General features: G+C 56.7%; 20 protein-coding genes. 8 read left to right on the forward strand and 12 right to left on the reverse strand.

The features are described from left to right. Nucleotides 1-224: 224 nt before the first annotated feature. Nucleotides 225-791, reverse strand: coding sequence for a D-glycero-beta-D-manno-heptose 1,7-bisphosphate 7-phosphatase (gene gmhB, locus GO007_RS21695; protein WP_095103611.1), 567 nt, complete (start codon nucleotides 789-791; stop codon nucleotides 225-227). A gap of 188 nt (nucleotides 792-979) precedes the next feature. Between gmhB and metN the strand changes: the two genes are divergently transcribed. The 6 genes from metN (at nucleotide 980) to proS (ending at nucleotide 6,609) form a co-directional block, all read left to right on the forward strand. Beyond that, nucleotides 980-2,011 (forward strand): methionine ABC transporter ATP-binding protein MetN, encoded by a 1,032-nt coding sequence (metN, locus tag GO007_RS21700; protein WP_095103612.1) that lies wholly within the window; start codon nucleotides 980-982, stop codon nucleotides 2,009-2,011. After that, complete coding sequence (locus GO007_RS21705; protein ID WP_041144154.1) at nucleotides 2,004-2,657, forward strand: methionine ABC transporter permease MetI; 654 nt, start codon at nucleotides 2,004-2,006, stop codon at nucleotides 2,655-2,657. Before metN ends, GO007_RS21705 begins: the two co-directional genes overlap by 8 nt. Before the next feature lie 85 nt (nucleotides 2,658-2,742). Continuing rightward, complete coding sequence (locus GO007_RS21710) at nucleotides 2,743-3,558, forward strand: MetQ/NlpA family lipoprotein (RefSeq protein WP_095103613.1); 816 nt, start codon at nucleotides 2,743-2,745, stop codon at nucleotides 3,556-3,558. A 108-nt stretch (nucleotides 3,559-3,666) separates the two neighbouring features. Further along, nucleotides 3,667-4,074, forward strand: coding sequence for an Rcs stress response system protein RcsF (rcsF, locus tag GO007_RS21715; RefSeq protein WP_095103614.1), 408 nt, complete (start codon nucleotides 3,667-3,669; stop codon nucleotides 4,072-4,074). Further along, entirely contained in the window at nucleotides 4,071-4,778 is a 708-nt protein-coding gene (gene tsaA, locus GO007_RS21720; RefSeq protein WP_095103616.1) for a tRNA (N6-threonylcarbamoyladenosine(37)-N6)-methyltransferase TrmO, read from the forward strand. The genes rcsF and tsaA overlap by 4 nt, the downstream gene beginning before the upstream one ends. Nucleotides 4,779-4,890: 112 nt before the next feature. Beyond that, the gene (gene proS / locus GO007_RS21725; RefSeq protein WP_095103617.1) at nucleotides 4,891-6,609 is read left to right on the forward strand and encodes a proline--tRNA ligase; all 1,719 of its coding nucleotides are present in this window, start codon (nucleotides 4,891-4,893) and stop codon (nucleotides 6,607-6,609) included. 63 nt (nucleotides 6,610-6,672) lie between these two features. On the opposite strand, the gene nlpE is transcribed toward proS, so the two are convergent. From nlpE to GO007_RS21740, 3 genes are read right to left on the reverse strand one after another with little or no spacing between them, the layout of a single operon-like run. After that, nucleotides 6,673-7,371, reverse strand: coding sequence for an envelope stress response activation lipoprotein NlpE (nlpE, locus tag GO007_RS21730; RefSeq protein ID WP_095103618.1), 699 nt, complete (start codon nucleotides 7,369-7,371; stop codon nucleotides 6,673-6,675). Between the two features lie 42 nt (nucleotides 7,372-7,413). Next, entirely contained in the window at nucleotides 7,414-7,827 is a 414-nt protein-coding gene (arfB, locus tag GO007_RS21735) for an alternative ribosome rescue aminoacyl-tRNA hydrolase ArfB (protein ID WP_095103620.1), read from the reverse strand. Then, nucleotides 7,824-8,369, reverse strand: coding sequence for a YaeQ family protein (locus GO007_RS21740; RefSeq protein WP_095103621.1), 546 nt, complete (start codon nucleotides 8,367-8,369; stop codon nucleotides 7,824-7,826). The genes arfB and GO007_RS21740 overlap by 4 nt, the downstream gene beginning before the upstream one ends. A 196-nt stretch (nucleotides 8,370-8,565) precedes the next feature. Here GO007_RS21740 and GO007_RS21745 point away from each other — a divergent pair, with 196 nt between their 5' ends. Together GO007_RS21745 and rof are read left to right on the forward strand one after the other, a co-directional pair. Then, the gene (locus GO007_RS21745) at nucleotides 8,566-8,766 is read left to right on the forward strand and encodes a YaeP family protein (protein WP_041144146.1); all 201 of its coding nucleotides are present in this window, start codon (nucleotides 8,566-8,568) and stop codon (nucleotides 8,764-8,766) included. Beyond that, the gene (gene rof, locus GO007_RS21750; RefSeq protein ID WP_095103622.1) at nucleotides 8,753-9,013 is read left to right on the forward strand and encodes a Rho-binding antiterminator; all 261 of its coding nucleotides are present in this window, start codon (nucleotides 8,753-8,755) and stop codon (nucleotides 9,011-9,013) included. The genes GO007_RS21745 and rof overlap by 14 nt, the downstream gene beginning before the upstream one ends. A 15-nt stretch (nucleotides 9,014-9,028) precedes the next feature. Here the strand turns inward: rof and tilS are convergent, their stop codons facing one another. The 8 genes from tilS to lpxA form a co-directional block, all read right to left on the reverse strand. Continuing rightward, the gene (gene tilS / locus GO007_RS21755; protein ID WP_095104093.1) at nucleotides 9,029-10,336 is read right to left on the reverse strand and encodes a tRNA lysidine(34) synthetase TilS; all 1,308 of its coding nucleotides are present in this window, start codon (nucleotides 10,334-10,336) and stop codon (nucleotides 9,029-9,031) included. 63 nt (nucleotides 10,337-10,399) lie between these two features. Further along, on the reverse strand, nucleotides 10,400-10,789 hold the full coding sequence (locus tag GO007_RS21760) for a VOC family protein (RefSeq protein ID WP_095103624.1): 390 nt from the start codon (nucleotides 10,787-10,789) through the stop codon (nucleotides 10,400-10,402). Nucleotides 10,790-10,851: 62 nt separating this feature from the next. Continuing rightward, nucleotides 10,852-12,990 carry a lysine decarboxylase LdcC gene (locus GO007_RS21765; RefSeq protein WP_095103625.1) on the reverse strand — a complete coding sequence of 713 codons (2,139 nt, stop codon included), beginning with the start codon at nucleotides 12,988-12,990 and terminating at the stop codon, nucleotides 10,852-10,854. Between the two features lie 113 nt (nucleotides 12,991-13,103). Beyond that, nucleotides 13,104-14,063, reverse strand: coding sequence for an acetyl-CoA carboxylase carboxyl transferase subunit alpha (gene accA / locus GO007_RS21770; RefSeq protein ID WP_095103626.1), 960 nt, complete (start codon nucleotides 14,061-14,063; stop codon nucleotides 13,104-13,106). Nucleotides 14,064-14,075: 12 nt separating this feature from the next. Next, nucleotides 14,076-17,558 carry a DNA polymerase III subunit alpha gene (dnaE, locus tag GO007_RS21775; RefSeq protein WP_095103627.1) on the reverse strand — a complete coding sequence of 1,161 codons (3,483 nt, stop codon included), beginning with the start codon at nucleotides 17,556-17,558 and terminating at the stop codon, nucleotides 14,076-14,078. 34 nt (nucleotides 17,559-17,592) lie between these two features. Next, entirely contained in the window at nucleotides 17,593-18,189 is a 597-nt protein-coding gene (rnhB, locus tag GO007_RS21780; RefSeq protein WP_095103629.1) for a ribonuclease HII, read from the reverse strand. Further along, nucleotides 18,186-19,334 carry a lipid-A-disaccharide synthase gene (lpxB, locus tag GO007_RS21785; RefSeq protein WP_095103630.1) on the reverse strand — a complete coding sequence of 383 codons (1,149 nt, stop codon included), beginning with the start codon at nucleotides 19,332-19,334 and terminating at the stop codon, nucleotides 18,186-18,188. Before lpxB ends, rnhB begins: the two co-directional genes overlap by 4 nt. Then, a complete protein-coding gene (gene lpxA / locus GO007_RS21790; protein WP_095103632.1) occupies nucleotides 19,334-20,122 on the reverse strand; it encodes an acyl-ACP--UDP-N-acetylglucosamine O-acyltransferase in 789 nt (262 codons plus the stop codon). Before lpxA ends, lpxB begins: the two co-directional genes overlap by 1 nt. Between the last annotated feature and the right edge of the window lies 1 nt (nucleotide 20,123).

Consider the following 20,123-nt stretch of genomic DNA (forward strand, 5'->3'; position numbering starts at 1 on the left):
AACGCGGCTTTCGCTCAGCGTTGCGAGGTGGCGTATATTACGCTTTCCTCTTTCAGAGTCAACCCTTAATTTCAGGATTCTTTTCTCTTCAACCGAACCGGCCATCTGGTGTGAAGTGATTCACATCCGCCGTGTCGATGGAGGCGCATTATAGGGAGCCCGCCGGGAATGACAAGCGGAAAAATACAATTTTATTTCAACCGCTCATCTTTTATACGCAACGCTTATTTTTGCTGCTTTTTGATGGCTGCCGGCAGGTCTGCCAGGCTATTAAGCACCCAGTCAGCGGCATTTTCCGCATCCGCCGTGACCGGCTTGCCGGTACGCACCAGCACTTTCGTGCCAATATCCGCCGCCAGAGCTGCCTGCATATCTTCAACTTTGTCGCCTACCATATAAGAAGCGGCCATATCTATATTAAGGTAGTCACGCGCGGAGATGAGCATCCCCGGATGCGGCTTACGGCAATCACAGGTCTGACGGTATTCTTCAACGGTGCCCTGCGGGTGATGCGGACAATAGTAGATACCGTCCAGATCGACGCCGCGGTCGGCCAGCGACCAGTCCATCCATTCGGTCAGCGTTTCAAACTGCGCTTCGCTAAACTTACCGCGAGCGATACCGGACTGGTTGGTGACCACCACCAGCGCGAAGCCCATCTCCTTTAATTGACGCATCGCGTCAATTACGCCATCGATAAACTCAAAATTATCGATTTCGTGGACATAGCCGTGATCGACATTAATAGTGCCATCACGGTCGAGAAAAATTGCGGGTACTGACTTTGCCACCGGTTTACTCCTGATAAAGGCTAGTCTGATTAGTATCGCATGTTTCCTGATGCAAGAAAGTGCTCATTATACAGAGTCAGATTGATTTAGACGTCTGGATGCCTTAACATCCATTTCATTGACAGGCATCGCCTGGACACGGCAGAAGAAAATGCCACGGCAAACGGCTAAACGATAATAAATAACTGATGATTAAACTTTCGAATATCACCAAAGTGTTCCAGCAGGGGAACCACACCATACAGGCGCTGAACGACGTCAGCCTGCATGTTCCTGCCGGGCAGATTTATGGCGTTATCGGCGCATCCGGCGCCGGTAAGAGTACGCTGATTCGTTGCGTAAACCTGCTTGAGCGCCCCTCTCAGGGCAGCGTACAGGTTGGAGGGCAGGAGCTTACCGCACTTTCTGAAAAGGAACTGACCCGCGCGCGCCGCCAGATTGGCATGATTTTCCAGCACTTTAACCTGCTGTCTTCGCGTACCGTTTTCGGCAACGTGGCGCTCCCTCTCGAGCTCGACAATACCCCGCAGGCGGAAATTAAACGCCGCGTGACCGAGCTGCTGGATCTTGTCGGCCTGGCCGATAAGCATGATAGCTACCCGGCTAACCTCTCGGGCGGACAGAAGCAGCGCGTGGCGATTGCCCGCGCTCTGGCCAGTAACCCGAAGGTTCTGCTGTGTGACGAAGCCACCAGCGCCCTTGATCCGGCGACCACCCGCTCCATTCTGGAGCTGCTGAAGGATATCAACCGCCGCCTCGGCCTGACGATTCTGCTGATCACTCACGAAATGGACGTCGTCAAACGCATCTGTGATTGCGTCGCGGTCATCAGCAACGGGCAGCTAATCGAGCAGGATACGGTGAGCGAAGTCTTCTCTCATCCGAAAACCCCACTGGCACAGCAGTTTATTCAATCAACGCTGCATCTGGATATTCCGGATGACTATCAGGCGCGCCTCAAGCCAACCGCACTCCCGGATAGCGTACCAATGCTACGCATGGAGTTTACCGGCCACTCCGTCGATGCTCCGCTGCTCTCTGAAACCGCCCGTCGCTTTAATGTGAATAACAACATTATCAGCGCGCAGATGGATTACGCCGGCGGCGTGAAGTTCGGCATTATGCTGACCGAGATGCACGGCACGCAGGAAGATACCCAGGCGGCAATCGCCTGGCTGCAGGAAAACCATGTAAAAATAGAGGTACTGGGATATGTCTGAGGCAATGATCTGGCTGCTGTTGCGCGGCGTGTGGGAAACGCTGGCAATGACCTTTGTCTCCGGCTTTTTCGGTTTTGTCCTCGGTCTGCCGGTGGGCGTGCTGCTGTACGTCACCCGCCCAGGACAGATTGCCGCGAACGCGAAGCTCTACCGGACCCTGTCGGCGCTGGTTAATATCTTCCGCTCGATACCTTTTATTATCCTGCTGGTGTGGATGATTCCATTTACCCGCGTGATTGTCGGTACGTCCATCGGCCTGCAGGCAGCCATTGTGCCGCTGACGGTTGGCGCCGCTCCGTTTATCGCCCGCATGGTGGAGAACGCGCTGCTTGAGATCCCAACGGGTCTGATTGAAGCGTCCCGCGCGATGGGGGCCACGCCGATGCAGATCGTACGTAAGGTCCTGCTGCCTGAAGCGCTGCCGGGTCTGGTAAACGCCGCGACGATTACGCTCATTACCCTGGTCGGCTATTCCGCCATGGGCGGCGCGGTCGGCGCCGGTGGTCTGGGGCAGATTGGCTATCAGTACGGCTACATCGGCTACAACGCCACGGTAATGAATACCGTGCTGGTATTACTGGTTATTCTGGTTTATTTAATTCAATTCTCTGGCGACCGTATCGTCCGGGCTGTGACTCACAAATAACATTATCGACACAACATCGTTCAGGGCGCTTCAGCGCAGCCTGAACGACGCGTGTACACACAGACTCTTACAGGAAGGAAATAGCATGGCCTTTAATTTTAAAACCTTTGCGGCAGTAGGTGCGTTGATCGGCTCTCTGGCTCTGGTGGGCTGCGGCCAGGATGAAAAAGATCCGAACCATATTAAAGTCGGCGTCATTGTGGGTGCTGAACAGCAGGTTGCTGAAGTCGCGCAGAAAGTCGCTAAAGAGAAATATGGTCTCGACGTTGAGCTGGTGACTTTCAACGATTACGTTCTGCCGAACGAAGCGCTGAGCAAAGGCGATATCGACGTTAACGCCTTCCAGCACAAACCTTACCTCGATCAGCAAATTAAGGACCGTGGCTACAAGCTGGTTGCCGTCGGTAACTCCTTTGTTTATCCGATTGCCGGCTACTCCAAGAAAATTAAAACCCTCGACGAACTGCAGCCGGGTTCCCAGATTGCCATTCCTAACGACCCGACTAACCTCGGTCGCTCCCTGCTGCTGCTGCAGCAAGCGGGCCTGATCAAGCTGAAAGAAGGCGTTGGCCTGCTGCCGACCGCTCTGGATATTATTGATAACCCGAAAAACCTGAAGATTGTTGAGCTGGAAGCACCGCAGCTGCCGCGCTCCCTCGACGATGCGCAGATTGCCCTGGCGGTTATCAATACCACCTATGCGAGCCAGATTGGCCTGACCCCGGCAAAAGACGGTATTTTTGTCGAAGATAAAGATTCTCCGTACGTAAACCTGATTGTTGCTCGCGAAGACAACAAAGACGCGGAAAATGTTAAGAAATTTGTTCAGGCTTACCAGAGCGATGAAGTTTACGAAGCCGCGAATAAAATCTTTAACGGCGGTGCAGTGAAAGGCTGGTAATCTTTTTTCACCGTAATATCATTCAGGACGGGCTTTATGCCCGTCTTGTCATTTATGCAGGCACCTGATTCAATAGCGCCCTGTTTTATTATTCATTGAGGAAATACTATGCGTGCTTTACCGGTCTGTTTGTTAGCACTCATGTTAAGCGGTTGCTCTATGCTAAGCAGATCTCCCGTCGAACCTGTACAAAGCACGGCAACGGCACCTGTCAAATCGGAACCGGCAAAACCCAAAGCCGTGCGCCCGGCACCGGTAAGAATCTATACCGATGCGTCAGCGCTGGTCGGCAAGCCTTTCCGCGATCTGGGTGAAGTCACCGGTGAGTCATGCCAGGCCTCAAATCAGGATTCGCCGCCGAACATCCCTACCGCGCGTAAGCGTCTGCAAATTAATGCCGCGAAAATGAAAGCTAACGCGGTCCTGCTGCACAGCTGCGAAGTCACCAGCGGCACGCCAGGATGCTATCGCCAGGCCGTTTGCCTTGGCTCTGCGCTTAACGTTTCGGCGCAATGAGTTCTTTTCAGTTTGCGCAGATAGGTGTTATTCGCTCGCCGTATAAAGAAAAATTTGCCGTACCTCGCCAGCCGGGTCTGGTCAAAAACGGCGGCGGCGAACTGCATCTGCTGCCCCCCTATAACCAGGCCGACGCCGTGCGCGGCCTGGAAAACTTCAGCCATCTGTGGGTATTGTTTGTTTTTCATCAAACCATGGCCGGCGGCTGGCGGCCTACCGTGCGCCCTCCCCGCCTTGGCGGCAATGCGCGAATGGGCGTTTTCGCCACGCGCTCAACCTTCCGGCCAAACCCAATCGGCATGTCGCTGGTCGAGCTCAAGGGCGTTAGCTGCCAGAAAGATCGGGTGATACTCCAGCTCGGCAGCCTCGACCTGGTGGACGGTACGCCGGTCGTTGATATCAAACCCTATCTCCCGTTTGCCGAAGCGCTCCCGGATGCCAGCGCCAGCTACGCCCAGCAGGCACCGCTGGCTGAAATGACGGTTAGCTTTACGCCTGAGATAGACGCGCAGCTTGCGCTGCTGGAAAAACGCTATCCGCAGCTTAAAGCGTTTATTCGCGAAGTTCTGGCGCAGGACCCGCGCCCGGCCTATCGTAAAGAGGAAGAAGCAGGAAAAACTTATGCCGTCTGGCTGCTCGATTTTAATGTGCGCTGGCGCGTGATTGCGTCTGGTTTTGAAGTCTTTTCTCTGGAACCACGCTAATTTTATTTTCCTCTCTTTTGGCATCTTTGCCACACTGGTAAACTAAACCACTTTTTTTGTTTCAGGCTGGCCCTCCAGCCTGTTCCGATCGTCCAAATGGAACCGTAACAACATGCGTACTAGCCAATATCTGCTCTCCACACAAAAGGAGACACCTGCCGACGCCGAAGTCATCAGCCATCAGCTGATGCTGCGCGCCGGGATGATCCGCAAGCTGGCCTCCGGATTATACATCTGGCTGCCAACCGGCCTGCGCGTTCTGAAAAAAGTCGAAAACATCGTGCGTGAAGAGATGAACAACGCCGGTGCTATCGAGGTGTCTATGCCGGTCGTTCAGCCGGCAGACCTGTGGCAGGAGAGCGGACGCTGGGAGCAATACGGTCCGGAGCTGCTGCGCTTCGTCGATCGCGGCGATCGTCCGTTCGTCCTCGGCCCAACGCATGAAGAGGTGATCACCGACCTGATCCGCAACGAGCTGAACTCTTATAAACAGCTGCCGCTTAACTTCTTCCAGATTCAGACCAAATTCCGCGATGAAGTTCGCCCGCGCTTCGGCGTGATGCGTTCGCGCGAGTTCCTGATGAAAGACGCCTACTCTTTCCATACGACTCAGGAATCGCTGCAGGAAACCTACGATGCGATGTATGCCGCCTACAGCAAAATCTTCTCCCGCATGGGTCTCGATTTCCGCGCGGTACAGGCTGACACCGGCTCAATCGGCGGTAGCGCATCGCACGAGTTCCAGGTTCTGGCGCAGAGCGGCGAAGATGACGTGATCTTCTCCGACAGCTCTGACTTTGCCGCCAATATCGAATTTGCCGAAGCCATTGCGCCGAAAGAGCCGCGCGCTGCCGCCGCTCAGGAAATGACGCTGGTCGATACGCCAAACGCAAAAACCATCGCCGAGCTGGTTGAACAGTTCAATCTGCCGGTTGAGAAGACCGTGAAAACGCTGTTGGTTAAAGCGGCGGAAGGCAGCGCTTATCCGCTGGTTGCCCTGCTGGTTCGCGGCGACCACGAGCTGAACGAAGTCAAAGCTGAGAAACTGCCGCAGGTTGCCAGCCCGCTGACTTTCGCCAGCGAAGAAGAGATCCGCGCGATCGTCAAAGCGGGCCCCGGCTCCCTGGGTCCGGTCAACATGCCGGTTCCGGTCGTTATCGACCGTACCGTTGCGGTCATGAGCGATTTCGCCGCTGGCGCTAACGTTGACGGCAAACACTACTTCGGCATCAACTGGGATCGCGATGTCGCCACCCCGGAAGTTGCCGACATCCGTAACGTTGTCGCCGGTGACCCGAGCCCGGATGGTCAGGGTACGCTGCTGATCAAACGCGGCATTGAAGTCGGCCACATCTTCCAGCTGGGCACCAAGTACTCGCAGGCGCTGAACGCGTCGGTGCAGGGTGAAGATGGCCGCAACCAGGTGCTGACGATGGGCTGTTACGGCATCGGGGTAACCCGCGTGGTTGCCGCGGCTATCGAGCAGAACTTTGACGATCGCGGCATCATCTGGCCGGAAGCTATCGCGCCTTTCCAGGTGGCGATTCTGCCGATGAACATGCACAAATCCTACCGCGTGCAGGAGCTGGCTGAGAAGCTGTATAGCGAACTGCGCGCCCAGGGTATTGAAGTCCTGATGGACGACCGTAAAGAGCGTCCGGGCGTGATGTTTGCCGATATGGAGCTGATCGGTATTCCGCACACCATCGTGCTGGGCGACCGCAACCTCGATAACGACGATATCGAATATAAGCATCGTCGCGTCGGTGAAAAACAGCTGATTAAAACTGGCGATATCGTCAATTACCTGGTTAACGCCATTAAAGGTTAATTCCGCGCCTGAATGCAAAAAGGCCTCGCATCTGCGAGGCCTTTTTTTATCGGAGCGATTCTTTTACTGGCTGCAATCTTTGCCGGGAATAAATTTCACGTCCTTATCCGCCATCAGCGTTTTCACCATTTCACCGCTGTCAGGATTAGGCTCGAGGGTAAAGTGCCCTTCCACCACCAGCAGCACCGGACGCGTATCCGTTCCGCGCGCGGCGGCATAATCACGCTCAAGCTGGGCGTTATTGGCAACCGCAATGCGTTTGCCGGTGGCGCAATCGGTAAAGGTCGCCGCATCCGCCATATAGAAATACATCCCGCGCATCGCCATCGGCGTGGTCGGCAGGCTGGCTTTCACCGACTCGAGGGTATAGTTCAGCGTTGACTCAATCGGATTGCCTTCGCGATCGAGCATCTCCAGCTTGTCCCCTTTCGCCCGATAGTAGGATTTCTCCCCTTTGCTATCGGTCAATACCAGCTTATCTGCGGTTCGGGCCCAGGTACCGTACGACGCGAACGATGACGGCTCGCGGGTCACGCCCTGATAGCGTTCATTCATCACCCAGCTGCCGTCTTTTTCGAGAAACAGCGAGGTTTCGATACCTTCGCAATCGGCACACGGCAATATCCCGCGCCAGCTCTGCTGCATCGGCTTCAGCTCCGTCATCGCCGCCGGCTGCAGCGTCTCAACTTCTGCCCGATGATTGCAGCCAAACAGCGCAAAGAGCGAACAGGCCGCCGCCACTGAGAATATGATTTTCTTCACTGTAAATTCCTTATAATCCATGCCACCCGTTCGTCGCATCGCCTACTGACGAACTTTCCCACGCAGCGCTTTGACCGATGACTTTTGCGACTTAGAAGCAAGCCGACGCTCTTTTGATGCTCGGGTCGGTCGCGTTTCCCGGCGACTTTTTTGCGCTACGGTTAATTCTTTTATAAGCGCAATCAGGCGAGCAATCGCGGCTTCGCGATTCATCTCCTGGCTACGGTATTCCTGAGCCTTAATGATAACCACACCGTCGGCAGAAATTAAGTGGTGGCTGGCACTGAGCAAACGCTCCTTGTAGTACTCAGGCAGGCTTGAAGCCTTAATATCAAAACGCAGGTGGATCGCGGTTGACGCTTTATTCACGTGCTGACCGCCCGCGCCCTGCGCGCGGATCCCCGTGAGGGAGATTTCATCATCCGCAATAGAGACGCTGCGGCTAAGGGTAATCATGCCGACGGCTGCCAGGCCGTTAAATGAATTTCCAGATTATTCTTAGCGTCGGATAACCAGATGCTGCCGTCCTGAATTGTCGCCTGCAATATCATCGTGCGATCGGCAAATGCGCTAAGCTGCGCGAGCTGCGCATCGTCCAGATACCAGACCGTCAGTTTGCTGAACTGCGCCATTTTACTCTTATTCTGCTGCCACCAAACCTCGGCCGCCCGGCTATTGTAGGCAAATAACGCCACTTCCTGCGAACGCGAGCAGGCTTTTTTAATCCGCTTGTCGTCCGGTAATCCGAGCTCAATCCACAGATCGACGCCCAGATGATCGTTGAGCAGCCACAGCTCTGCCTCGTCATCCGAGGAGAGACCGCGGGTAAACTGCAGCCGCTCATCGGCATATTTAATCCATGCCAGCAGGCGCAGCATCATGCGCTCCTGGGTTTCAGACGGATGCTGCGCCAGCGTCAGGCTGGCATCAATAAACCGGTTGCGATCCAAATCGGCTACATTTACCGTCGCTTTATAAATCGTCGCTTTCAGCGCCATGAAAAAACTCCTGAAAAAAATGGCGTACATTGTAGCGAAACTGGCGACAAAAGGCTGTCGACAATCGAGGGGTCCCTTTTCATCCTGCTGATATTGCTTAAATGACTATGGTATAGTCACCTTGCTAAACAGAGTTTATCTTCGTAGGCTTAAACTTGCATCCCACGGTTGAGTCAGAATACTGACAGGAGGGCATGTGGACCAATATTGTGAGTTAATACGCAAGCGGTATGCGGAAATAGCCAGCGGAGACCTGGGGTATATCCCGAATGCGCTGGGTTGCGTGTTGAAAGTATTGAATGAAATTGCGGCGGATGAGGCCCTTTCGGAGTCAGTCAGGGAAAAGGCCGCCTATGCGGCAGCAAACTTACTGGTGAGCGATTATGTCAATGAATGATACTTATCAACCCATCAACTGCGATGATTATGACAATCTCGAACTTGCCTGCCAGCATCATCTGGTGCTGGCGCTGGCGCTCAAAGATGGTGAGCAGCTGCAGGCGAAGGCAAACGATCTTATCTCGCGCAAAAATATCGAGTATCTGGTGGTGGAACTTGGCGAAAATAGTCGCGAGCTACGCCTGGATACCATCGCCAGCTTCAGCCATCCGGAAATTGGTACCGTGGTGGTGAGCGAGTCCTGAATAAAAACGGGTGGCTTAGCCGCCCGTTTTCCTCCATGCCAGCCGTACGCCCTCGCTATCCTGCGCTTCTCCATCACGGGTTATAAACAGCAAATCCGCGGCGGCAATTAGCTTTTCGCCGTAAAACAGCAGCGGCGTGGTATCCCGGCGCCAGGGCGCAACCCCCAGCTCTTGCCAGATTTTCTTCAGCTTGCGCCCGCCGTGGCGCCCGACGATATGCAGATTCCCGCTGGCGCGAAAGCGCACCGTCACCGCTTCGCCGGCGAGGGGAGCGCGCAGCGGCCCTCCGGCAAGCAGCGCCAGCTCCCCCATCCCCTCCGGCAGCCGCAGCGGCTGCCGGCTATCGGGCCATGACAGCACCGCCTCCGCCTGGCCGGGAAGATATTTCACCCACCACAGCCGCTGCCGGTAGCGCCGCACGGTAAAATCGCCGAGACGCAGGCAGGGAAACGCATCCTCCCGCGCCTGAGCAACCTCACGCCAGATCCGTTCCGGCATCTCGCGCGATGGCATCGGCGCGTTGTGCCAAGCCAGCCAGCGGCGCAGCAGAGCGGCGCGGCGCCCGGCGCTCACTTCAGCCAGGGGGTCAATCGCTAAGGTACCCTCATCCGCCATCAGCGACGCCAGCTCTTCTGCCAGCATCTCATCCAGCAGGCTCTCCTGCTCAGCGCAGAGGTCCGCGCTGCGGGCTACCGCCTCGGCGAAGTGGGGCCAGCGGGCGCTAAGTCGAGGAATAATCTGCAAGCGCAAAAAGTTGCGATCGTAGGCATCGTCCTGGTTGCTCTCATCTTCAATCCAGCTGAGCTGATGACGAAGCGCCCACTGGCGTAACGCTTCCCGGCGGGTATTGAGCAGCGGGCGCAGCAGCAGGGTATCAGCAAAGGCGGAACAGGCGGCCATCGCCGACAGCCCGGTCGGGCCGCTGCCGCGCTTGAGCGCCAGCAGGAAGGTTTCACACTGATCGTCGAGATGCTGGGCCGTCACCAGCACCTCCCCCGGCTCAAGCGCCGTTCGGAAGGCCTGGTAGCGCGCCTGCCTGGCGTGCGCTTCGACCCCCAGGCCGGCATCCGCCAGCACCACGCGCTCGACCACCAGCGGAACCTGCCACTGCTGGCACAGCTGCTGGCAGTGCGCCACCCAATCGTCGGCATTCGCGCTCAGGCCATGATGAATATGGATAGCACGCAGCCTTAACGTCGGCTCCCGCTCGCGCCAGCAGACCAGCTGGTGTAGCAGAACCGTTGAATCGAGGCCACCGCTGAAGGCCACTAAAAACTGGCGGTGCGGCTGAAGGTTTTGCGCAATATCTGGGGTCATCTTCATGATAATGCTGGCTGAGGAGAGATAGCCCGGCACGTTACCGGCCAGGGCCATCTCTGGCAAGGGTTACTGCTGATAAATTTCCAGCGGCAGGCCGTCCGGGTCGTTAAAGAAGGTAAAACGCTTATCGGTGAAGGGATCGATACGTATCGCTTCACACTTCACGCCGTGGGCCTCAAGGTGGGCCACCGACGCGTCAATATCATCCACGCTGAAGGCCAGGTGACGAAGGCCGCAGGCCTCGGGCCGCGACGGGCGGGACGGAGGAAAAGGGAAGGAGAACAGTTCAATGACGTACTCCCCGTTCAGCGCCAGATCGCCCTTCCACGAGTCGCGCTCTTCGCGGTAGAACTCGCTCTGCAGCGTAAACCCGAGAATATCGCAGTAGAAGGCTTTGCTCTGCGCGTAGCTGCTCGCAATAATCGCAATATGGTGAACCCGTTTTAGACCCAGCATAGTAAACATCCTCGTATTGATATCAGCCAGGTTACCCGCACCGCCCGCCGCAGCGCAAGCACCTAATCATTTTTTAAGACCCGTACCCGATATACGCCATCCTCGTCACGTTTCGCTCCGTGAATGTCGGTTTCAAAGCCCGGATAATGGCGCCCGATGGAGCACAGCATCAGCAGGAAATCGAGCACCGCGCGGCTCTCCTCGGTAATCATCTCCCCGGGCATCAGCAGCGGCACGCCCGGCGGATACGGCAGGATCATGTTAGCGGATATGCGTCCGACCAGATTTTCCAGCTCAATGGTTTCCACCTCACCTTTGATTTGCCGCTGCCAGGCCTGGTGCGGCGTCATCTTCATTTCCGGCAGGACATCGAAGGCGCTCAGCATCAGCTGCGAAAGCTGGTGCTGACGAATCAGGCGATGGATCCCCTGAGCCAGATCCTGAATCCGCATATTGCGGTAGAAATCCGGGTCTTCGGCATAGAGATCCGGGAGCATGTTTTTCACCCGCAGATTAAGATCGTAGGCGCGCTTGAACTCCGTCAGGCCGCGCAGCAGGCCCATCGCCCGGGTCTTGTCGATGCCGATGCTGAAAAGAAACAGCAGGTTGTAGGGCCCGGTTTTTTCCACCACCACGCCGCGCTCATCGAGGAATTTCGCCACCAGCGCGGCCGGGATGCCTTCGTCATCCATATTGCCCTGCTCATCCATACCCGGCGTCAGGATCGTCACCTTAACCGGATCGAGGAACATATGGTCGTCATCGGCATCCTGAAAACCGTGCCAATCCTCGCCGGCGGCGACCGGCCAGCATCGGGTCTCGGCGATATCTTCCGGCTGCCAGATATCAAAGAACCAGCCGTCCGCCTCTTCGCGCAGGCGCTGTACCTCTTTGCGGAAATCCAGCGCCCGCTCTACCGATCGCTGGATCAGACGCTTGCCTGAGTTCCCGCGCAGCATTGCCGCGGCGGTTTCAATCGAGGCGACGATGGGATAGCTCGGCGAGGTAGAGGTATGCATCATAAAGGCTTCATTAAAGGTCTCTTCGTCATAGCTGCCTTTAATATGAATCAGCGAAGCCTGCGACAGCGCCGCCAGCATCTTGTGCGTTGACTGGGTCTCAAAGATAACCTTGCCCGGGACGCGATCGCCGCTCATTCCGCTCTTCCCCTGATAGATCGGGTGGAAATGGGTATAGGGCACCCACGCGGAGTCAAAGTGGATAGAGGGCACGTCGAGCGTCTCTTTTATCCAGGTGGTGTTGTACAGCAGCCCGTCGTAGGTGGAGTTGGTGATCACCGCATGTACCGGCCACTGCGCCCCGCCCGTCGTGCTCACCTTCTGCTGAATGCTGTCGCGGGTAAATTCACGCTTCGGGATGCCGCCGAGGATCCCCAGCGCATTACGCGTCGGCTTCAGCCACAGAGGGACGACGTCGCTCATCATCAGCAGATGCGCCAGCGACTTATGGCAGTTGCGATCGATAAGCAGCGTGCTCCCCGCCGGGGCGGAGTACATGCCGACAATTTTGTTCGACGTTGAGGTGCCGTTAGTCACCATGTAGCTCTGTTCCGCCCCAAAGGCGCGGGCGATATACTCTTCGGCCTCCAGGTGCGGGCCGGAGTGATCGAGCAGCGAGCCCAGCTCCGTCACGGAAATGGAGACGTCGGCCTTGAGCGTATTGCCGCCAAAGAAATCATAAAACAGGCAGCCGACCGGGCTTTTCTGGTATGCGCTCCCGCCCATATGCCCCGGCGTGCAGAAGGTATATTTTCCCTCCTGCACATAGTTGAACAGCGCTTTGGTAAACGGCGGCGTGATGTTGTCCAGATACTCGCGGGTGTACTGGCCGATGCGGGTGGCAATCTCCTGCGCCAGGCCGAGAGCATACTCGAAGAACCACAGCGTCATGCGCAGATCCTGGCTGCTGACGTCCATCGTCGAATGCGCGTTGATAAATGCGTACAGCGGCAGATATTCGTTGAGCTGATTAATATCGCTACACAGATCGACGTTATACTCATCCCAGTCAAAAATGACGCCGCAGATGCGCGGGTTGTGTTCGATAAACTGCAGCAGGTCGGCGCTATTTTGCGGCCAGATGGTCTGAAAGCCTTGCTGTTGCAGAGCGACTTCCAGTTCTTTGATCGGTTCGTCTTTGTGATAGACGCCGTGGGGACCCATGATGGCAATGATATTCACGCTTTCCTCCTGGAATTAACCTAAGGCAGGCATCATAGCAATCGCGCCAGCGTATCGCACATAAAAAAGGGCCGGAAAATCCGGCCCTTTTTACGGCATAACGTAAGGAATAATCAGGCGTAGCCGTAGTTCATCAGACGCTGATAACGACGGTTCAACAGCTCTTCTTTGCTCAGGATATCGAGGTCCGCCAGATCGGCCAGCAGCTGCGCTTTCAGGCTTGCGGCGATGGCTTCCGGATTGCGATGCGCGCCGCCCAGCGGCTCCGGAATAATGGAGTCGATAAGCTTCAGCTCTTTCAGGCGCGGGGCAACGATCCCCATAGCTTCAGCCGCCAGCGGGGCTTTGTCCGCGCTTTTCCACAGAATGGACGCGCAGCCTTCCGGCGAAATAACGGAATAGGTGCTGTACTGCAGCATATTCACTTTGTCGCCGACGCCAATCGCCAGCGCGCCGCCGGAACCGCCTTCGCCGATAACGGTACAGATGACCGGAACGCTCAGACGCGACATTTCACGCAGGTTACGGGCAATCGCTTCCGACTGGCCGCGCTCTTCCGCGCCCACGCCCGGGTAGGCACCAGGGGTGTCGATAAAGGTGATGATCGGCATTTTAAAGCGCTCGGCCATCTCCATCAGACGCAGCGCCTTACGGTAGCCTTCCGGTGCCGGCATGCCAAAGTTGCGACGAATTTTTTCTTTCGTCTCGCGCCCTTTCTGGTGGCCGATAATCATCACCGGACGCCCGTCCAGACGCGCAATACCGCCGACGATAGCTTTATCATCAGCGTAAGCGCGGTCGCCGGCCAGTTCGTCAAACTCGTCGAACGCCAGGCGGACATAATCCAGGGTGTATGGGCGACGTGGATGGCGTGCCAGCTGAGCAACCTGCCATGCGCCGAGATCGGCGAAGATTTTACGCGTCAGCTCTACGCTTTTTTCACGCAGACGATGCACTTCTTCATCGATGTTAATATCGAGTTTCTCATCCTGACGGCTTACTGCAGTCAGGGAATCGATTTTCGCTTCCAGCTCTGCAATCGGCTGTTCAAAATCAAGGAAATTCAGACTCATAGTATTCCTGTATTAGTCAAACTCCAGTTCCACCTGCTCCGAGCCGATAAGGCCACGCAGATCGTTGAGTAAACGATCGCTCGGAGAGACGCGCCATGTTGCGCCGAAGCGCAGCCGCGCGCGCGCATCCGCCCTCTGATAATAGAGGTGCACTGGAATAGTTCCCGAACGGTGGGGTTCCAGAGACTGACGGAGTCGGTTTAAAAGCTGGTCATCAATTTGCCTGTCCGTCAGCGAGATAGCAAGCCCGCGAGCATATTTTTCCCGGGCTTCGTCAATGTCCATCACTTCGCGGGCGGTCATTTTAAGCCCCCCGCTGAAGTCATCAAAGCTGACCTGTCCGCTGACGATAAGTATGCGGTCTTTTTCCAGCAATTGCTGATATTTATCCAGGGCGTCGGTGAATAACATCACCTCCAGACGCCCGGAACGGTCATCCAGAGTACAGATGCCGATACGATTGCCGCGCTTGGTGACCATTACCCGCGCAGCAATAACGAGCCCCGCCGCCGTGGTCACTTTACCACGATCGGTCGGATGCATGTCTTTGAGCCTTACGCCGCCTACGTAGCGCTCGATCTCTTTCAAATACTGGTTGATCGGGTGACCGGTCAGATACAGCCCCAGGGTCTCCCTTTCGCCATCAAGCACCACCTGCTCCGGCCACGGCTGGCAGTTAGCATAGGATTGCTCAATTTGCTCCGGCTCTTCCGCCAGCACGCCGAACATGTCAGCCTGGCCAATGGCCTCGGCTTTGGCGTGCTGATCGGCGGCCTTCAGCGCATCGCCCAGCGAATTCATCAGCGCCGCGCGATGCGGCCCGAGGCGGTCAAACGCCCCGGACATAATCAGTTTTTCCAGCACCCGGCGATTAAGCTTTTTGGTATCGGTACGGGCACAAAGGTCGAAGAGCTCGCGGAAATAGCCGCCTTCGTTACGCGCTTCGATAATCGCTTCGATCGGGCCTTCGCCGACGCCTTTTATTGCCCCGATGCCGTAGACGATTTCGCCATCGTCATTAACGTGGAAATGGTACAGGCCGGAGTTAATGTCCGGCGGCAGGATTTTCAGCCCCATCCGCCAGCACTCATCCACCAGCCCGACAACCTTCTCGGTGTTGTCCATATCCGCCGTCATCACCGCGGCCATAAACTCTGCCGGGTAGTGCGCCTTCAGCCACAGCGTCTGGTAGGAAACCAGCGCATAGGCCGCGGAGTGCGATTTGTTAAATCCGTAACCGGCGAATTTCTCCACCAGGTCGAAGATTTTCATCGCCAGCTCGCCATCAACGCCGTTTTTCTTTGCCCCTTCCTCGAAGGTGCCGCGCTGCTTGGCCATCTCCTCCGGCTTTTTCTTACCCATCGCACGACGCAGCATGTCCGCGCCGCCGAGCGTATAGCCAGAAAGCTCCTGCGCGATCTGCATGACCTGTTCCTGGTACAGGATGATGCCGTAGGTCGGCTCAAGTACCGGTTTCAGACACTCATGCTGCCACTGCACGTCCGGATAGGAAATCTCCTCCCGGCCGTGCTTACGGTCGATAAAGTTATCAACCATCCCCGATTGCAGCGGGCCCGGACGGAACAGCGCCACGAGAGCGATCATATCTTCGAAGCAGTCCGGCTGCAGACGTTTGATCAGGTCTTTCATGCCGCGCGATTCAAGCTGGAAAACCGCGGTGGTTTCCGAGCGCTGCAGCATATCAAAGCTTTTCTTATCTTCCAGCGGAATGGCGGCGATATCCAGCGGCTCTTCGCCGTTCTTCTCGCGCCGCTTGTTGATCATCTCCAGCGCCCAGTTGATGATCGTCAGCGTACGCAGGCCGAGGAAGTCAAACTTCACCAGACCCGCGTATTCCACGTCGTTCTTATCAAACTGGGTCACCGGATGCTGCCCGGCCTCATCGCAGTATAGCGGGGCAAAATCGGTGATTTTGGTCGGGGCGATAACCACCCCGCCCGCGTGCTTGCCGGCGTTACGCGTGACGCCTTCCAGCTTGCGCGCCATATCGATCAGCGCCTTGACCTCTTCGTCAGCTTCGTAGATCTCCGGCAGCTGCGGTTCGGCTTCAAACGCTTTCGCCAGGGTCATACCCGGATCCGGCGGGACCAGCTTTGAGATGCGATCGACAAAGCCATACGGATGGCCCAGCACGCGGCCGACGTCGCGGATAACCGCTTTCGCCGCCATCGTACCGAAGGTAATAATCTGCGATACCGCATCGCGACCGTACATGTCCGCGACGTGTTCGATAACCTGATCGCGCTTCTCCATACAGAAGTCGACGTCAAAGTCGGGCATCGACACGCGCTCCGGGTTCAGGAAGCGTTCGAACAGCAGATCGAACTCCAGCGGATCGAGATCGGTAATTTTCAGCGCATACGCAACCAGCGAGCCGGCGCCGGAGCCGCGGCCTGGGCCGACCGGCACGCCGTTATCCTTCGACCACTGGATAAATTCCATTACGATCAGGAAGTAGCCAGGGAAGCCCATCTGGTTGATAACCTGCAGCTCGATATCCAGACGTTCATCATATTCCGGGCGCTTCTCTTTGCGCTCGGCTTCGTCCGGGAACAGGAACGCCAGGCGCTCTTCCAGACCTTCTTTCGATTTCAATACCAGGAAATCTTCAGTCGTCATTTCACCGGTCGGGAACTGCGGCAGGAAGTATTCACCAAGACGCACGGTGACGTTACAGCGTTTGGCTATTTCTACGCTATTTTCCAGCGCCTCGGGGAGATCGGAGAACAGCTCGCACATCTCATCTTCGCTGCGCATATACTGCTGCGGCGAATAGTTACGCGGGCGCTTCGGATCGTCGAGGGTAAAACCGTCATGGATCGCCACGCGGATTTCATGCGCGTCGAAGTCGCCGGTTTCCAGGAAGCGCACGTCGTTCGTCGCCACCACCGGCAGCCCGCGCTCTTCCGCCAGCTGTACGGCGGCGTGCAGATAGGTCTCTTCATCCGCCCGACCGGTGCGGATCAGTTCAAGATAGTAGCGATTGGCGAAATGCTCTTCGTAGAAGGCGACGCACTGTTCAACCAGCGCCGCATTCCCGCGCGTCATGCAGACGCCGACGTCGCCTTTGCGCGCGCCGGAGAGCAGAATCAGCCCTTCCTGATGCTCAACCAGCCAGTCTCTATCGATCCACGGCCCGAGAGCGCCGTAGCCGCGCTGATAGGCGCGGGAAATCAGCAGGGTGAGGTTCTGATAGCCGGCGTTATCGGCCGCCAGTACGGTTAGTTCTGTCAGCTCATCGCCTAGCAGATCGCTCTGGACATGAAAATCGGCGCCGACGATCGGTTTGATCCCGGCCCCGTGTCCCGCTCCGTAGAACTTCACCAGCCCGCACAGGTTGGTAAAATCGGTGATCGCCAGCGCCGGCATGCCTAACGCGGCCGCCTTTTTCACCAGCGGCCCGGTTTTCGCCAGCCCATCGATCATGGAATAGTCGCTATGCACCCTGAGGTGTACGAAACGTGGTTCAGCCATCTTCAGATTCCGCGTTACTTGATTGCGTATTGATTCAGGACGCGAGGCCCAGCGCGCGTTTTACCGGGCCGAAACTGCGCCGATGATGCTCTGTTGCGCCATGCTCTATCAGCTTTTCCAGATGGAAAGCGGTGGGATAGCCTTTATGCTGCGCAAAGCCGTATTGAGGAAATTCCAGATCCAGCGTAACCATCTCGGCATCGCGCGTGACTTTAGCCAGAATAGACGCTGCGCTGATTTCCGCCACCCGGCTATCGCCTTTAACAACCGCCAGCGAGGGAACCGGCAGCGACGGACAGCGGTTACCGTCAATCAGCACGAACTCCGGCGCAATGTGTAAACCGGCGACCGCACGCTGCATTGCCAGCATCGTTGCGTGCAGGATATTCAGCTCGTCAATCTCGTGCGGTTCCGCGCGGCCAAGGCTCCAGGACAGGGCCTTCTCTTTGATTTCAGCGAACAGCGCCAGGCGACGCTTTTCGCTTAATTTTTTGGAATCATTCAGGCCAGTAATCGGCTTTGCCGGATCGAGGATCACCGCCGCGGTGACGACCGCGCCAACCAGCGGCCCGCGTCCAACTTCATCAACGCCGGCAACGAGGTGGGTATGCGGATAGACAAACTCAATCATTTTACTAACTCCAGTACCGCGTCCGCCGCCTGCTCATCAGCATTACAGCGAATTTGTTGATGCAGCGCGCGGAAGGTGTCGTGCATTTCATGGCTGGTTTTCCCGTCAGCCAGCAGCGGTCGCAGCGCATCGGCAAGCAGCTGCGGCTGACACTCATCCTGCAACAGCTCTTTAACCAGCTCGCGCCCGGCCAGCAGGTTAGGTAGCGAGACGTAATCGGTTTTCACCAGCCGCTTCGCCAGCCAGAAGGTAAACGGCTTCATGCGGTAGCCAACGACCATCGGGCACTTGGCCAGCATGCACTCCAGCGCCGCCGTCCCGGAGGCGAGCAGCGCGGCATCGCTGGCAATCATCGCATCACGCGCCTGACCATCCAGCAGATGAACCGGGAGATCCGGCGCCGTTTCGGCTTTAATGCGTTCAAACTGTTCGCGCCTTTTGGCGTTCACCAGCGGGACTAATACTTCCAGGCCGGGATAGTGGCCACGCAAAATCTGCGCGGTTTTGAGGAAGTCTGCGCTGAGCATTTCAACCTCTGCCCCGCGGCTCCCCGGCAGCAGCGCCAGGCAGTGCGCGTCCCGGGCGATGCCCAGACGATCGCGCGCGGCGCCTTTATCCGGATCCAGCGGCATCGCATCCGCCATAGTGTGGCCGATAAAACGGCAGGGAACGTTAAATTTATCGTAAAACGCTTTTTCGAAAGGCAGAAATGCCAGCACCAGATCGGTCGATCTGCCAATTTTGAAAACACGTTTTTGTCGCCACGCCCAAACGGATGGGCTGACGTAATGAATCGTCCTGATGCCCTGCTTCTTGAGATTGCCTTCAAGGGTGATATTGAAGTCCGGCGCGTCGATGCCGACAAAAACATCGGGACGCAGCTCGCCGAAGCGGCGGGTGAGATCGGCGCGAATATGCAGCAGGCGGCGCAAACGGCCGAGCACCTCAACAATGCCCATCACCGCCAGCTCTTCCATTTCATACCAGGCTTCGCAGCCCTCTGCCTGCATTAGCGGCCCCGCCACGCCAACAAAGCGCGCATCGGGAATACGAGCCTTAAGCGCGCGGATCAGACCTGCACCAAGAATATCGCCGGAGGTTTCTCCGGCGACCAGGGCAATCGTCAGGGGACGCTGTGCAGCCATTAACGAATCAGGCCGCGGGTTGAGCGGGCAAAGAAGTCGGAAAACGGCTGAACTTCAGGATACTGAACCGCCAGCTCGGCGATTTCCGGCTTGGCTTCGTCCAGCGTTTTGCCGCTGCGGTACAGCAGCTTATAGGCGTTACGAATTGCGGTGATCGCTTCGCGGCTGAAGCCGCGGCGTTTCAGCCCTTCGATATTGACGCCGTACGGCGTCGCGTGGTTGCCCTGGGCAATAACGAACGGCGGTACGTCCTGCGCAACGCCGGAGCAGCCGCCAACCATTACGTGGGCACCGATGATGCAGAACTGATGCACTGCGGTCATACCGCCGATGATAACGTAATCATCCAGCGAGACGTGCCCGGCAAGGGTCGCGTTATTGGCCAGAATACAGCGGTCACCGACCGTACAATCATGCGCCACGTGGGCGTTGATCATCAGCAGGTTATCGCTGCCCACCTTCGTTAATCCACCGCCCTGTACTGTACCGCGATGAATGGTGACGCTTTCGCGGATGCGGTTGCGATCGCCAATTTCCACGCGAGTCGGTTCACCAGCATATTTCAGATCCTGGTTAACTTCGCCGATGGAAGCGAACTGATAGATCTCATTATCGCGGCCAATCGTAGTATGACCGTTAACCACAACATGAGATTTCAGTACGGTACCTTCGCCAATCTCGACGTTAGCACCAACAATACAAAACGGACCAATGTGGGCGTTAGCACCGATCACGGCGCCATCTTCCACAATGGCTGAAGGATGAATAAAGGCGGTTTTATCAATCACG

It is taken from the genome of Klebsiella sp. 10-1 (assembly GCF_009758445.1).
GTDB lineage: Bacteria > Pseudomonadota > Gammaproteobacteria > Enterobacterales > Enterobacteriaceae > Klebsiella > Klebsiella scottii.

What these genes read in the sequence shown, in the direction of transcription:
- proS (WP_095103617.1), top strand. Translation starts at nt 4,891, where the DNA reads ATGCGTACTAGCCAATATCTGCTCTCCACACAAAAGGAGACACCTGCC.
- lpxB (WP_095103630.1), bottom strand. Translation starts at nt 19,334, where the DNA reads ATGGCTGCACAGCGTCCCCTGACGATTGCCCTGGTCGCCGGAGAAACC.
- arfB (WP_095103620.1), bottom strand. Translation starts at nt 7,827, where the DNA reads ATGATTACCCTTAGCCGCAGCGTCTCTATTGCGGATGATGAAATCTCC.
- rnhB (WP_095103629.1), bottom strand. Translation starts at nt 18,189, where the DNA reads ATGATTGAGTTTGTCTATCCGCATACCCACCTCGTTGCCGGCGTTGAT.
- rof (WP_095103622.1), top strand. Translation starts at nt 8,753, where the DNA reads ATGTCAATGAATGATACTTATCAACCCATCAACTGCGATGATTATGAC.
- accA (WP_095103626.1), bottom strand. Translation starts at nt 14,063, where the DNA reads ATGAGTCTGAATTTCCTTGATTTTGAACAGCCGATTGCAGAGCTGGAA.
- dnaE (WP_095103627.1), bottom strand. Translation starts at nt 17,558, where the DNA reads ATGGCTGAACCACGTTTCGTACACCTCAGGGTGCATAGCGACTATTCC.
- GO007_RS21760 (WP_095103624.1), bottom strand. Translation starts at nt 10,789, where the DNA reads ATGCTGGGTCTAAAACGGGTTCACCATATTGCGATTATTGCGAGCAGC.
- tilS (WP_095104093.1), bottom strand. Translation starts at nt 10,336, where the DNA reads ATGAAGATGACCCCAGATATTGCGCAAAACCTTCAGCCGCACCGCCAG.
- metN (WP_095103612.1), top strand. Translation starts at nt 980, where the DNA reads ATGATTAAACTTTCGAATATCACCAAAGTGTTCCAGCAGGGGAACCAC.
- GO007_RS21740 (WP_095103621.1), bottom strand. Translation starts at nt 8,369, where the DNA reads ATGGCGCTGAAAGCGACGATTTATAAAGCGACGGTAAATGTAGCCGAT.
- GO007_RS21710 (WP_095103613.1), top strand. Translation starts at nt 2,743, where the DNA reads ATGGCCTTTAATTTTAAAACCTTTGCGGCAGTAGGTGCGTTGATCGGC.
- tsaA (WP_095103616.1), top strand. Translation starts at nt 4,071, where the DNA reads ATGAGTTCTTTTCAGTTTGCGCAGATAGGTGTTATTCGCTCGCCGTAT.
- GO007_RS21705 (WP_041144154.1), top strand. Translation starts at nt 2,004, where the DNA reads ATGTCTGAGGCAATGATCTGGCTGCTGTTGCGCGGCGTGTGGGAAACG.
- rcsF (WP_095103614.1), top strand. Translation starts at nt 3,667, where the DNA reads ATGCGTGCTTTACCGGTCTGTTTGTTAGCACTCATGTTAAGCGGTTGC.